At 65.0% G+C, this 13337-nt stretch carries 11 protein-coding genes and 1 pseudogene; 7 read left to right on the top strand and 5 right to left on the bottom strand.

Annotated elements, in window-relative coordinates; genetic code table 11:
• Nucleotides 1-197: 197 nt before the first annotated feature.
• The 7 genes and pseudogenes from JOF29_RS14150 to JOF29_RS43010 all read left to right on the top strand — a co-directional run bounded on the left by JOF29_RS14150 (nucleotide 198) and on the right by JOF29_RS43010 (nucleotide 7260).
• Nucleotides 198-1484 carry a hypothetical protein gene (locus tag JOF29_RS14150; RefSeq protein ID WP_209694657.1) on the top strand — a complete coding sequence of 429 codons (1287 nt, stop codon included), beginning with the start codon at nucleotides 198-200 and terminating at the stop codon, nucleotides 1482-1484.
• 130 nt (nucleotides 1485-1614) lie between these two features.
• Nucleotides 1615-2991: an ABC transporter substrate-binding protein gene (locus JOF29_RS14145; RefSeq protein ID WP_209694656.1), complete on the top strand. Its 1377-nt coding sequence runs from the start codon at nucleotides 1615-1617 to the stop codon at nucleotides 2989-2991.
• On the top strand, nucleotides 2991-3956 hold the full coding sequence (locus JOF29_RS14140) for a carbohydrate ABC transporter permease (protein WP_209694655.1): 966 nt from the start codon (nucleotides 2991-2993) through the stop codon (nucleotides 3954-3956). Before JOF29_RS14145 ends, JOF29_RS14140 begins: the two co-directional genes overlap by 1 nt.
• A 91-nt stretch (nucleotides 3957-4047) precedes the next feature.
• Entirely contained in the window at nucleotides 4048-4791 is a 744-nt protein-coding gene (locus JOF29_RS14135) for a carbohydrate ABC transporter permease (protein WP_209694654.1), read from the top strand.
• Between the two features lie 21 nt (nucleotides 4792-4812).
• Nucleotides 4813-5943: pseudogene (locus tag JOF29_RS14130) on the top strand (alpha-L-fucosidase).
• Between the two features lie 22 nt (nucleotides 5944-5965).
• Entirely contained in the window at nucleotides 5966-6547 is a 582-nt protein-coding gene (locus JOF29_RS43015) for an enolase-like domain-containing protein (RefSeq protein ID WP_245357582.1), read from the top strand.
• 20 nt (nucleotides 6548-6567) lie between these two features.
• On the top strand, nucleotides 6568-7260 hold the full coding sequence (locus JOF29_RS43010; protein ID WP_245357581.1) for an enolase C-terminal domain-like protein: 693 nt from the start codon (nucleotides 6568-6570) through the stop codon (nucleotides 7258-7260).
• Nucleotides 7261-7854: 594 nt separating this feature from the next.
• Here the strand turns inward: JOF29_RS43010 and JOF29_RS14120 are convergent.
• From JOF29_RS14120 to JOF29_RS14100, 5 genes are all read right to left on the bottom strand, one after another.
• The gene (locus tag JOF29_RS14120) at nucleotides 7855-8403 is read right to left on the bottom strand and encodes a hypothetical protein (RefSeq protein WP_209694653.1); all 549 of its coding nucleotides are present in this window, start codon (nucleotides 8401-8403) and stop codon (nucleotides 7855-7857) included.
• Nucleotides 8400-10199 (bottom strand): sensor histidine kinase, encoded by a 1800-nt coding sequence (locus tag JOF29_RS14115; RefSeq protein ID WP_209694652.1) that lies wholly within the window; start codon nucleotides 10197-10199, stop codon nucleotides 8400-8402. Before JOF29_RS14115 ends, JOF29_RS14120 begins: the two co-directional genes overlap by 4 nt.
• 195 nt (nucleotides 10200-10394) lie before the next feature.
• Entirely contained in the window at nucleotides 10395-11234 is an 840-nt protein-coding gene (locus tag JOF29_RS14110) for a UbiA prenyltransferase family protein (protein WP_209694651.1), read from the bottom strand.
• Nucleotides 11235-11273: 39 nt separating this feature from the next.
• A complete protein-coding gene (locus tag JOF29_RS14105; protein ID WP_209694650.1) occupies nucleotides 11274-12614 on the bottom strand; it encodes a protoporphyrinogen/coproporphyrinogen oxidase in 1341 nt (446 codons plus the stop codon).
• A 50-nt stretch (nucleotides 12615-12664) separates the two neighbouring features.
• Nucleotides 12665-13261 (bottom strand): LuxR C-terminal-related transcriptional regulator, encoded by a 597-nt coding sequence (locus JOF29_RS14100; RefSeq protein WP_209694649.1) that lies wholly within the window; start codon nucleotides 13259-13261, stop codon nucleotides 12665-12667.
• Between the last annotated feature and the right edge of the window lie 76 nt (nucleotides 13262-13337).

Below are 13337 nucleotides of genomic sequence, written 5' to 3'. Positions count from 1 at the left end.
CTTGACGCCCAGACATCCGATGTCTAGCTTCGTGGCAGCCACAGTCGAGGAGGAGCCAGATGCATGACGACCAGCTCGTCGCGTCGGTCGGATTCCGGACCGGGCCCGACAGCACCGACGTCCTGCTCGCCGCGACCGCAGGACTGCCGGCGGGCGCATCCGTACTAGGGGCGGATCAGCCGCCGAAGCACTTCTGGGTGGAAGGCGTCGGCGGCCCGGGCCATGCTCTGAGCTGGCAGCTCACGACAGGCCGTTCCGGGAGATACCAGGCTGCCGTCCTGGCACGGGGCAGCCGTGGGCAGGCCCTACACCTGGAGGCTCCTTCGACGGGGTCCACTGCGTCGGCGCCGATCGCCGTCGACGGCTGGGATCGCATCAAGCTCGATATCCACCTGCCGGCAGGCCCGACCGAGCTTCGCCTGTGGTGCGACTCCGGCCACAACGTGGCCGTCAAGGCTATCGAGCTCCTGCACGAGGACGAAATGTCGGAGTACGACGCTCGTCTGGCAGCCTTCCGAACCAGCTCTGCGCCGCTTCGCGCGCAGTTCGCCAGGTCCAGGTTTGGCCTGATGTTCCAGTACGGCCCTTGGTCGTACCCACACAGAGGCGAGAAGCCTTCGATCGATCAGCATGTGGCCGAATTCGATGTCCAGAAGTTTGCGGACTGGATCGCTTCCACAGGCGCCGAGTACCTCATCTGGTCTGCGACCTGGTGGACCTATGAACTCGCCGCGCCCGCACCGAGCGTCAACAACATCGTCCGTCGCTCTGGGCTGACCGCCGACCGTGACCTCATCGACGAGCTCTCCCACGCCGTGACCGACCGAGGGATGCTGTTCTTCCTCTACTATCACACCGGTCAGGACCGCCACCTCGGGTACAAATCCACGGACTGGTGGCGAGCGCAGCAATGGCCGGACGCGTTCAGCCTCACCGGTCGCGGCGACCGTCAGATCTTCTTCGACAACTGTGCGTCGGTGGTCAGCGAACTCGGGCAGCGCTACGGCGACCGTCTGTCCGGCTGGTTCATCGACGACGGACTCGTCTTCTACCCAGCTCCGTTCGAACGCCTTGCGGCGGCGGCACGTGCCGGGAACCCACGCCGCCTGCTCAGCATCAACTCGTGGATCGCGCCCCGGTACACGGACTTTCAAGACATCGACTTCGGTGAAGGCTCCACCGGCGAGCCCAGCTACGGTAGTGCTCTTGTCGGTGGCAACGGGACTCGTCGTGCTGGTCCCAGAGCCGGACTTCAAGAGCACGGCATGCTGAGGCTCGAAGACGACTGGGGTGTGCACGAGGCCGGCCAGCACCTCGACAGAGCCCCGTACACAGAGTCGCAGCTGCGATCGCTCATCGACTCGGCCCATGCGAGGTCGGTCCCGATCACCCTCAACATGGCGCTGTGGCACCCCGGTGTCCCAGATCCAGCGTCGCTCGAGCTCGTACGTTCGGTCGGACGCGCCCGGACATCCGTTCCCTGACACACCCTCAGCGCTCCGAGGCCTCGCTACGGGCCACCACGATCAGAGGACCACAGCTCGCGGACCGCGACTGTCGTTCCCCCACACCCTGCGTCGGTGCCCGGCTCGACGCGGCATCCACGGCTGTTCTATGCCCTGCGTCATCGCCTCTTTCATCCCAGGCTTGGAGAGTAAACAGATGCCCATTCACAACACCACGCGCCGGACCGACGCGTCGTCCTTGCCCGGACGGCGGACGTTCCTCGGCCTTGTCGGTGCGGCCGGCACCGGTCTTCTCACCGGCGCCTGCTCGACCGGAGGCGGCGGATCACAGAGCTCAGGCAGCAAGTCGTTCACATGGGCGACCTGGGCCGGCGTTGGCGACGAGAAGAAGACCTGGGACCGGGTCGCCGCTCTGGCAGCGAAGGACCATCCTGGCACGACAGTGACCATCGACGCCTCGTACGCGACGAACTACTACGACACGTTGGTCACCAGAACCGTCGCTGGTCGCGGCCCGGATCTGATGACATCTCAAGGCACCACCTTGCCTTCACTCGTTGATCGGGGCCTGCTGCAACCACTCGACGACCGGATCAAGAACGATTCCCACGTCGCTGCGGGCGACTGGCCGGACGCGATCCGGCAGGCTATGTCATGGGACGGCAAGCAGTATCTCTTGCCGTACGACGTCGGGCCGTGCTTCCTCTGGTACAACAAGGATCTCCTCGCAAGCGTCGGCGTCGCCGAGCCCTCCGCCACCGAGCCGATGACGTATGCGGAATTCAGGACCATCTGCAGCAAGGTCGCGAAATCAGGCAACCGTCGCTACGGCTACGCAACTCCGCCCGCCTGGGACTACCTCATCCCGTGGGTGTGGTCAGCCGGCGGGGAAATGATGAACCCCGACCGCACGGCATGTGAGCTCAGCAGCCCTGGGGCCACCACCGGCCTCGACAACGTCGTATCCCTGTACCGCGACGGTCTCGCCGCACCGATCAAGGATCTGACCAAGGCGAACGCGCTGGAGGACTTCGCAAGCGGCACCATCGCGTTCACACCAGGTGGTCCTTGGGACGCGCAGTACCTGCGAACGCAGAACCTCAAGTTCACGTGGGGCTTCATGCCGTTCCCTGCCGGTGACGGCGGCAGCCAGACCTGGGTCTCGGGATCCGGCTTCGGCATCGCGAAGACCGTGAAGCAGATCGACGCGGCCTTCGCTGCACTGACCTCGCTCGTCAGTCCAGCCGCCCAGCAGATCATGGCATCGGCAGGCCGCGCCTTCCCAGCACGTGCCTCCGCGATCAGCTCCTATAGCCAGGGTGGCAAGCCGCCCGCCCACGTCAACGAGATCGGTGTCCTGATGACGGCCAAAGGAACCCGGCCGTACATCACGACGCCGAACTGGCAGCAGATCAACACCATGCTGTCGCGGGATTTGATGCCGATACTGCTCCCCGGCGCCAAACTCGACGACATTCTCGCCAAGGTCACTCCACAGTTCACCGACCTGCTGAAGAAGGGCTGATGAGCATCCTCGCGGGTCCGTCCGGACGAAGGGCGATGCGTACCGACAGTCCGCGACGGGCTCCAGGGCGTTCCCAGGACGTACGCCGGAGGAAGCGCCGGCGCCGCGAAGTGGCCGCGGCGGCCGCCTTCATCGGGCCGCACCTGGCCGGCATGGCGCTCTTCGTCATCCTGCCGATCATCGCCTCCCTCTTCCTGGCCTTCACGAACTGGGAGCCGCTCAAGCCTGCGTCGTTCATCGGCTTCGGCAATTTCGGCGCGCTCGTGAAGGACCCGAACTTCCAGCGGGTACTGCTGAATACCTTTACCTATGCGCTCGGGACCATTCCGCTCAGCGTCGGGCTGGGACTCCTGACCGCTGTACTCCTGAACCGCCGGTTCCATGGCGTCGCAGTGATCCGGGCGGTGTTCCTCCTACCCACGGTCGTCACGGCGACCGCCGTCGGCCTGGTCTGGAAGTGGCTCCTGCAGCCAGACGGACTCCTCAACATCGGTCTCCACACGGTCGGTCTGAACGGCCCGACCTGGCTGGTCAGCAGCAAGTGGGCCATGCCCGCCCTCGTCCTGGTGGCGACGTGGCAGAGCTTCGGTTCCAACATGGTCATTTTCCTCGCGGGGCTGCAACGCATCCCCCCGAACCTCTATGAAGCGGCACGCATCGACGGCGCGGGAGCCTGGAGCCAGTTCCGGCACGTGACGTTACCGATGTTGTCGCCGACAACATTCTTCGTGCTCGTGCTGTCTGTGATCGGAACATTCCAGGCGTTCGACGTCGTACTGCTACTGACCGGCGGTGGGCCGGGAACCGCGACCACCACGCTGATGCTGTTCATCTACCAGGAGGGCTTCCAGATCTTCCGGCAGGGGTACGCCGCGGCGGCAAGCCTGGTCCTGCTCCTGATCATTCTCAGCATCACCATCATGCAGCTCCGCTTGCAGAAGCGGTGGGTGCACTATGACGACTGATCGATCGAGGGTGTTCAGGACACCGCCCAACATTGTCCCGCTGGTTCTCGCCCTGCTGCTCGCGGTGGGTACGCTAGTTCCGCTCGTCTGGATGTTGCTGACAGCGTTCAAGTCGAGTTCGGAGATCGCCCAGATTCCACCCACGGTCCTTCCGAAGAGCTGGCATCCCGAGAACTTCCGCGACGCTCTCGAGGCGGCGCCCTTCGGCCTCTACCTGGGCAACACGATCATCTACGCGGTGTCGGTGACCACGGGTCTGGTGCTGCTGTCGTCGATGGCGGCGTACGGATTCGCCCGGCTCGACTTCCCAGGCCGTCGCGTTCTGTTCGTCGTCTACCTGGCGACCATGATGGTGCCGTTCCAGCTGACCTTGATCCCGGTGTACATCCTGCTCAGCCGGATCGGCTGGGTGGACACCTACCAGGGGATCATCGTGCCGCAGTTGTTCGGCGCCTTCGGCGTCTTCCTGCTGCGCCAGTTCTTCCTCGGAATTCCTCGCGAGCTCGAGGAAGCCGCCATGATCGACGGGGCCGGCCGATGGCGGATCTACTGGAGCATCATGCTGCCGCTCGCCAAGCCGGCCGTCATCACGCTGGCCGTGTTCACCTTCATCGGACAGTGGAACGGACTGCTCTGGCCCCTGCTGATATCCAGTTCCGACCGTACCCGTCCGATCGCAGCCGGCCTGCTCGCGTTCAGCTCGGTCATCGGAACCGACTGGCGCCTGATGATGGCAGCCGCCGCCATGACCGCCGTACCGATCACCTGCATCTACATCGTCGCGCAGCGCTGGATCGTCCAGGGCGTCGCCAGCAGCGGTTTCGGCGGACGCTGACCACACCGTCTCGAGGAAACCATGAAACAGTCGATGACTCGCAAGCGCACCGACGAGTGGTTCACAGCCGCCCGGTTCGGCCTGTTCATGCACTACGGCCTCGCCGTACTCACCGCGAAGCATCATCACGAGGGATTCTGCCTGTGGCCGTCGCCCGTCTCGGACTTCACGATCGCCCAGGCTCCGGCGGCCGGCCGCGATCTCGTGGCCGAGTTCGCCGACGCGTGCCGCGCCGAAGGGCTCAAAATCGGCCTCTACTACTCACTGATCGAATGACATCATCCGCATTTCACCATTGACGGCCTCCATCCCGATCGTTATCAGCCGATCGACGCGACCCGTGACTTCGCCGTCTACCGGGAGTATCTGCACGATCAGGTCCGCGAACTCCTCACGCGGTACGAGCCCGATCTCCTGTGGCTCGACTTCTCCTATCCGGGCGACGCGCTCGTGCCCGCCGGGAAGGGGCGTGACGACTGGGGCTCGGAGAACCTGGTCGCGATGATCCGCGACCTGGCGCCCGACGTACTCCTCAACGACCGCCTCGACCTTCCCGGCTCAGCCGACTTCATCACCCCCGAGGAATACTCACCTGGCAGCACGACTCCCGACCTCCCCTGGGAGACCTGCCGCACCATGAACGGCTCGTGAGGCTACGCACCCACCTATCAGGATTGGCTCGAACCCCGGACTCTCGCGCGGATTCTCATCGAGACAGTTGCCCGCGCAGGCAACCTGCTCCTCAACGTCGGACCGACCGGTCGCGGCGCCATCGAGCAGCAGGCCGTGGACCGTCTCGACCAGCTCGCCGATTGGCTCAACCTGCACACGGAGGCTATCCACGGCGCGTCACCGTCCACCGTCGCACCACCCGCGGGTTGCCTGGCCACTCAACGAGACGGTCGCCTGTTCCTGCACATCCTCGACTGGCCAGGCGGCGACCTCGTGCTGCCGAATCTGGAGGGCAAGGTCCGCCACGCCAACCTCGTCCACAACGGTCTCGAGATCGCGTTCGACGACGCGCGCGATCTCGAACTCCTGGTTCCACATCAGTACCCGATCAGCCCGGCGGGTGGCGTCGTCCTACGACTGCCCCGCCGCCGGCCCGACGTACTCGTCCCGGTCGTCGAACTCGACGTCGACCTCAACTGATCCGGCAACAGGAGCTCTCACCATGGGCCCGACCACATTCATTGCCTTCGACACCTTTGACATCCGATTCCCCACGTCCGATCAGCTTGACGGATCGGACGCGATGAACGCCGACCCCGACTACTCGGCGGCGTACCTCGTCATCCGCACCAACGCGCCCGACGGGTTGGAGGGTCACGGATTCGTCTTCACGATCGGCCGGGGCAATGACGTCCAGAGGGCCGCGATCGAGTCACTCCGCAGCTGGGTGGTCGGGCGCGATGTCGACGACCTCCTGGGCGATCTCGGCGGGTTCTGGCCATCTCTCGTGCATGATTCACAACTGAGGTGGCTGGGTCCCGAGAAGGGTGTCACACATGTGGCCGTCGGTGCGGTCGTCAACGCACTGTGGGACCTGGCGGCCAAGCGCGCCGGCGTACCGTTGTGGAAGCTGCTCTGCGAACTCACGCCAGAGCAGACCGTCGACCTCGTCGACTTCCGCTACATCGAGGGCGCTCTGAGACCCTGGACATCCTCCGGAGCTCAGAGTCCGGTAAGGCCGAACGCGAGCAACTCATCAGGCAAACCGGCTATCCGGGCTACACAACCACGCCGGGATGGCTGAGCTACACCGATGACAAGCTGATGCGGCTGTGCCAGCAGGCAGCGGCCGACGGCTTCGCGCAGGTCAAGCTCAAGGTCGGCGGCTCGGTCCAAGACGACGTCCGAAGACTCGCGCTCGCCCGCAACACAGTCGGACCCCACAAGCGGACTGCCGTCGATGCCAATCAGCGCTGGGGCATCGACGACGCAATCACCTGGATCGAAGCGCTGAAGCCGTACGACGTCTGGTGGGTAGAGGAACCGACCAGTCCCGACGACATTCTCGGCCACGCCGCGATCGCCCGCGCCGTCGCGCCCATCCGCATCGCCACCGGAGAGCACGTCCAGAACCGGATCATCGTCAAGCAACTCCTCCAGGCCGGGGCGCTGTCCTTTCTTCAGATCGACGCCACGCGAGTCGCTGGAGTCAACGAGAACATCAGCAATCTCCTGCTCTCCGCGACGTTCGGCAGACCGGTCTGTCCTCATGCCGGCGGCGTCGGCCTCTGCGAACTTGTCCAGAACCTGTCCATCTTTGACTACATCGCCATCACCGGATCAACGACCGACCGGGCCACCGAGTACGTCGACCACCTCCACGAACATTTCGTCGACCCGGTCCAGATCCACCAAGGCCACTACGTGATCCCTTCCACGCCCGGTTACAGCGCGCAAATGACGTCCGAGGCGCTCCACCACTTCAACTTTCCGGGCGGACCGGCCTGGACGCGCTGACAACCCAGCGCTCGATCAGCACCAGTCCCGTTCGGCTCCGTCGAGGCCCACCTCAGCTAGGTCGACGACGCCCAGCCACAAATGGCACGCGGCTCAACAGACCTCGTCCCGAGGCTGTCCCGGACCGCCTGGTCGTCACTGCTGCCGCACATCTCACCTTCGCCCCGGCCCAACTGCAAGGTCATGACGTGCGCGCGGAGCACAGCAGTCGACCCGTCGACCAGGGCGCGCCGATAACCTTGATCGCTCGAACCCCGAGGCGCACGACGCCCCGGTCTTCCAGCCGGCGCCAGCGCCGATCGCACGCGGTTGTCGGTTCAGACCCCGTCGAAATGCCCTTCGGGTGGGTGTAGTTGCGCCCATGTACTCGGCCGTCAACTGCCCCTCGTACTGCCGGAAGATCTGTTCTACAGGCGATCCGCGGCAGTTGGCACACTCGATGGTGAAAGGAGGCCATGATGAAGCACCTTGCGAAAATGGTCGTCTCGGCTCTGTCCTCCATCGACACCGCCAACCAGTCGTGGGGCCGGACCGCGCGGACCGTCTCGCGGCGACATTCACCGTGGCGACGGTCGCCGTCATCATCACAGCCGCTCACCTACGCTGACACGCGCGTCGATCGGGCAGTCCGGGCGTCGACCACGACCCGCGCCCTTCGGCAGTCTTCAGATCGCTGACTGCCGTCACCTCGATGCCTGGTGCAGAAGACCTGAATCTCGGCAGTAGCTGTCCGAGCAGCTCGGACGCCTCCGAGTCGCGATCGCGGATCACCGCCTGCAGGTGACCTGCGCCAGATCGGATTATGACGACGAGGTGGCGACTTCGCAGGACCGCGGCGACCAGATGCGCGACCTCGGCCACCGCGGCCAGTAGTTCGGCGTCAGCGTCGTCCACCGCGCCGACGAGCACCAGCTCGGCCCGTACACCGGCCGTAGCGAGCTCCCGACGTATCCCATCCGCCGCGGTCACATCCTGTCCCGGAGGGTGGACTCCGCCTGCAGCGCTCGTCCACCCGTCAGCGGAAGACTCGAAGAGCTCGCCGGGCCTGTCAAGCTCCCGGCGAAGGCGGGCTATCTCAGTCAGGGTGATCGCGCGAATCGCGGTTACCTTGCGCTCGAGGTCTCTGCCCTCGCGCTTCGTCAACGCGAAACTTGGCTCAGCACCGACTCCGATCGGCTGCCGAGCTTGTGCATGAGCACGATCCGCGAGTTCACTTTTCCCAGATCCGCAGTCGACTGCACGGCCCGAGCCACTGCTCTGTCAGAACTCCATTTCACACTGGCCGCAACCAGGACAGCCGCCGTCAACTTTGCACATTGGGTCAGCGCGGTCCCGACGGTGAATCCCTCGAGTGACATCCCGGTCAGGACTACTTCGAGCGCCAGCGCGAGCGCGAGAACAGCCAGTCCGGTCCGCGAGCCGTGTACGACGGTCCATAACGCGACAGCACCGTAGGTGTAAGCAAACAGGAACTGGTGCGAGACATCCAACGGCAGACCGGCGGTCGCGACGACCTGCGCCGCCCAGACGTTGAGCACCGCGCAGATCGAAAAGTCAGCCAGCAGCACGGCGGGGTTCTTCAACAGCCGACCGGCTCGACCACGGATCGCCAGGATCAACACCGTGATCTCTACTGCCTGGTATCCGAGAAGTGCCACGACCATGGTGCGACCGGGGCTGAGGCCGGGCTCGCTCAGGCCCGTGAGCACCTGTACCGGGCCGACAAAGATCCGATACACGAGCACAGGCGTGGCTAGCCAGCCCCGCGCCAGGTTGTGCACCATGGCCCGTACCTCGGGCTCGGACAGATCGCGCTTCCACCACGGGCGATGATCGCAACTTTGGCCTCCCGGCAGCCGGCTCGCCGCGGAGAGCCGCGCGACGAGGTGATCGAGCGAAGGAGTGCCTGACTCCGTCGACACGCGGAGTGCAACGTCGATCGGAATCCACAGAGTCACCTTGGTGCCGAGACCGGCCCGCGAGTCGATCCGGAAGCGTCCGTTGATCGTGGACAACCTGTCGGCGACCGAATGCGCCAGGCCATATCCGAACTCGTCCCGCCGTGGCGTGAAGCCGCAGCCTCGGTCCACAACGTCGACCACCAGCGACCCAGCATCGAGTCGCACAGCCAACTCGGCGCGACGGACGCCGGCGTGCACCTGCACGTTCGACAGCAATTCGCGGACGCCAGCGACCACGATCCCGCCGACGTGTGGATTCATCTCTTCGACGTCCACCCGGACGTCGACGTCGAGGCCGCGACGCCGGAACTCCGCCCCCAGCGCATCGAAGCGAACACCCACACGTCTGTCGTCGCTGTCCTCCTGAGCGAATCTCGCACGGATCAACGCGATCGACTGCCGCGCCCAGCGACCGATGTCATCAAGCACTCGCTGCGACGAGATGTCGGTTCGCGCCGTCGTTCGCAGGATGTGGCCGTAGTCCTGCAACACGATGTCGTGGACGCTGTCCAGGTACCGCTGTATGGTCGAGTAGGTCTTCAACTCGTTGCCGAGTGACAACGCCAGCCGCCATGACCGGTTGGCGTAGGCCATGATCGCCGACGCGACCGTCAATGCCGCGACAACCCAGGTTATCCGGACGACGAGTTCGACCACTGCGGCGCGGCCCGCGACCTCCGCTCCGTTGACCAGGACGGCCACCAGTTGCATGAGGCAACTGCTCAGGACAACCGCCAGGCCGGCACTGACCCCGCGGAGCGCTGTCCAGAGGACCGTCGTGCCGACCGCATATTGGCCGGCGAGATCCGCGCCGTGGTTCAGAATGGTCCCCGCTGGTTGGGCGGCGGCAACCAACATCGCAAGCCCGATCATGATGGTGATGTCGACGACCAGGACCGGCACCGCGGCGAGGCGGCCCGGCGAGACGTGCCGGGCGGCGCGTAGTCCGGCAATGCCATTCCACGCCAGCAGGATCACTGAGGATCCGGCAACAATCCAGCCCGACCAGCCGAGCCGATAGGCGATCCAACAGGTTGCGGCGGTAACGATGCCCCTCTGTAGATATCCCGCCGAGGCTGCCCACGCACCAGTCCTCTCGGCCACACCAACGAGCCGCAACGGCCCGGTCGGACCACGTCGTACCTCATCTGACATCACCCCCACACTCCCCCTCTATCTCACCATCAGCAGCAGAAGACCAGCCGGAACCCACGGGATCTTCCACCAGGTCTGGGCCCCCTCCCAGTCGAGACCGATCCACTCTCGTGTCGATATGAGCAGCCTGACAAGCGATGCCAACTGCAGCAGCAGAACCAGCAGGACGGTGCAGATGAACGCCACCCGCCAGCCGTATCTCAGCCTCGCAGCCAAAACAGTCGCCAGGCCGGCCATGCCGCAGGTCGCTATCAGCAGCGCCGCAGACGATGCGGCTGACGGCGCGGCGGTCGCAACTGTCCTGAGGCCGTACTCGCGGTCCCCGCGACGATCGACCTGCGTCTTGAAAATCTCGTTACCCAAGATGTAGAGGCCGACGAAGCTCCAGCCCGCCAGGGCCGGAGGGCCGATCTCACCGACGCTCAGGTACGGGAGGAGAAAGGCGCTGGTGCTGACAGCGGCCACCAACAGGTTCCCGACCAGAATGGTCGACCTGAGTCGGCAGGAGTACAACACACCCAGACCGACGACGGCAGCCTCGGCCAGCGACAACACCGGATCGAACGAGACGACAAGAACGGCCCCTACGGCGCAGAGTCCACTCACCCACCGCGCGGTCCCCAAGGACAGCTGTCCGGCGGCGAGCGGTCTCGTCTTGCCCGCAAGTCGATCCAGGTCGCGATCGATCACGTCGTTGAAAGCCTGGCAGAACGCGATCCCGAGGAACGCTGCCACTGCGATCGCGACGTGCCGGGGTACGTCGATGTCCACACCGGACCGCGCGAGATTCCAGGATCCGATGCCTGCGAGACCGAACGCTCCGCCCGTCGACCGGATGCGCACGAGGTCGAGAACCACTGACGCTGTTCGGCGTCGGCTGGGGGGACGCATGGCCGGTCATGCGTCCGCGTCGCCGGCGAGCCGGCTCCGGACCAGGTCGGCAGCCTTGGTCGCACTCCGTACCGCGCCGTCGATGTATGGCGCATCGAGATAGTCCCCGGCGAACGCGACTGGAGTATCGGCCGATGCCATTGCAGTCCTGAAGTCGTGGAGTCGAGCGAGATAGCCCGAATCGAACTTGGGCAGTGCCTCCGGCCAGTCCTGAACATGAACCGGTTTCGCGCTTGTGAGCCACCAGGGCGATCCGAGCGAGAGGCAGACCACACGAAGCACGTTCATCGCCAGCGCATCAAGGCCGGCGCCTGCCGGGCGACGATAGTCAGCGTTGATACTGATGCCGAATATCCGGGTCGGCTGCCCGTCGTCGGACACCAAGGGGTTGATGCTGCTGACCCCCGGCAGTGTGGAGCTCGGGAACAACAGCGGGCCGGGTAGCGGGCACGTTTCCCCCGGCGCGGTCCGGAAAGTGAACGTGGTTGAGCGGGAGTACTCGACGCTCTGCAGGAAAGCCACAGCCCACGGCGCAATCGACTCGGTCAGCGACATCGCAGCACCTGCACGGGTAGCGACGACTACCGAACGGGCGTGCAGCGCGCGGCTCGCTCCCGTCGAATCCATCGCTTGCACGTCGTACTGGCCGGACTTGTTCCTTTCGATGCCTCGAACGTCCCAACCGACCCGCACGTCTGCTTCAAGGGCCAGCCGCGCTGGCAGTTCAGCCATACCGTTGCGCAGGCGGTATGTCGCCTTGCCCCGGAGGAAGGCTTTCAGGATCGCCAACATGACATGGGCGCTTGTCTCCGGTAGACGCCAGTACAGAAGCCCTTGCAGCAGGGGGCCGAAGAAGCACTCTCCGGCCGCGCGCCCTGCCCATTTGCCGACCAGCACATCCGCCGGTGTGGCGAGCGCCTGTGCTCGCAGCCCAAGCTGCGCGATGTCAAGAGCACGCCAGTGCCGGGCGAGAGGCACGAGGAGGCCGAGTAGCCGGATCTTCTGACCAACTGTCAGAAGCGGGCTCCTGACGAGCTCGCCCGCAGGCCAACTTGGCATGGACTGCCGATTCCTGAGTACGAACGCAGTCTGCGGCCGGGTGAAGAGGCTCTTCTCGAGTTCGACCTGGGTCAGCAGGTCGAGAGTCGCCGCGTAGAAGTCGGAGATGAAGGCACCGCCGACCTCGACGGCTCCCTCCTTGAGATGGACGGTGCGCAGCCGACCACCCACGTAGTCCGATCTCTCGGTCACGACAACGCGAAAGCCGCTCTTCTGCAGCTGATGGGCCGCCGTCAGTCCAGCGATGCCCGCGCCGATCACCAGGCAATCCGCAATGCTGTCGTCCACGATATCAGTCCTCAAATCCTGATTCGGCGGGCCGGCTCCGGGCCGGGGTGTCACAGCAGGCCACGATCAATTGCATATTTCGTCAATTGCGTCCGGCGCCGCAGGCCGGTCTTGTCCCGGATCCGGTCAAGGGTCCCGTTGACCGTCTTCTCGTCGATGTAGAGCCGATGAGCGATCTCCCGTGAGGTCTCCCCTGATGCCGCCAGCGTCAGCACCTCGCGCTCCCGCGGAGTCAGCTTGGGCAGGCTGACCAGCAGATATCCGGCGACAGTGGCGGAGATGAACAGCCTCTCGTCCGCGACGCTCTTGATGGCGCGCACGATTTCCGCCGGTTCCGCCTCCTTCGTCAGATAGCCCATGGCCTTGGCCTCGAGCGCGTCGAGCACCGGTCCTTCCTTGTCCGAGATCGTGAAGACGAGCACTCGGTGGCCGGCAGCAACCAACTGTGCGACCGCCGCCCACCCGGAGGCACCGCCGCCGCGAAGGCCGAGGTTCAGCACGACGACAGTCGGAGTCTCGGCCTTCGCCTCGAACGACTCCACCGAGGGACTGCTGGAGATCAACTCGATCTCGGATTCGTTGGCGACGATGTCGGCGAAACCGATCCGGGCCACCGGATCATCGTCGATCATCGCAACAGTAATCACGGCCGCCTCTCCTTCGAACCCGATGTCGAATCACCGTATGCGGCCGGCGCCGCGGCCCAACAGCGTAGAAATGCCC

The sequence above is a fragment of the Kribbella aluminosa genome, assembly GCF_017876295.1.
GTDB classification, from domain to species: Bacteria; Actinomycetota; Actinomycetes; order Propionibacteriales; family Kribbellaceae; genus Kribbella; species Kribbella aluminosa.
The sequence above is the reverse complement of the archived record's forward strand: the minus strand, read 5'-3'. Positions and strand labels throughout refer to the sequence as shown.

What these genes read in the sequence shown, in the direction of transcription:
- JOF29_RS14145 (WP_209694656.1), top strand. Translation starts at nt 1,615, where the DNA reads ATGCCCTGCGTCATCGCCTCTTTCATCCCAGGCTTGGAGAGTAAACAG.
- JOF29_RS14135 (WP_209694654.1), top strand. Translation starts at nt 4,048, where the DNA reads ATGTTGCTGACAGCGTTCAAGTCGAGTTCGGAGATCGCCCAGATTCCA.
- JOF29_RS14140 (WP_209694655.1), top strand. Translation starts at nt 2,991, where the DNA reads ATGAGCATCCTCGCGGGTCCGTCCGGACGAAGGGCGATGCGTACCGAC.
- JOF29_RS43015 (WP_245357582.1), top strand. Translation starts at nt 5,966, where the DNA reads ATGGGCCCGACCACATTCATTGCCTTCGACACCTTTGACATCCGATTC.
- JOF29_RS43010 (WP_245357581.1), top strand. Translation starts at nt 6,568, where the DNA reads ATGCGGCTGTGCCAGCAGGCAGCGGCCGACGGCTTCGCGCAGGTCAAG.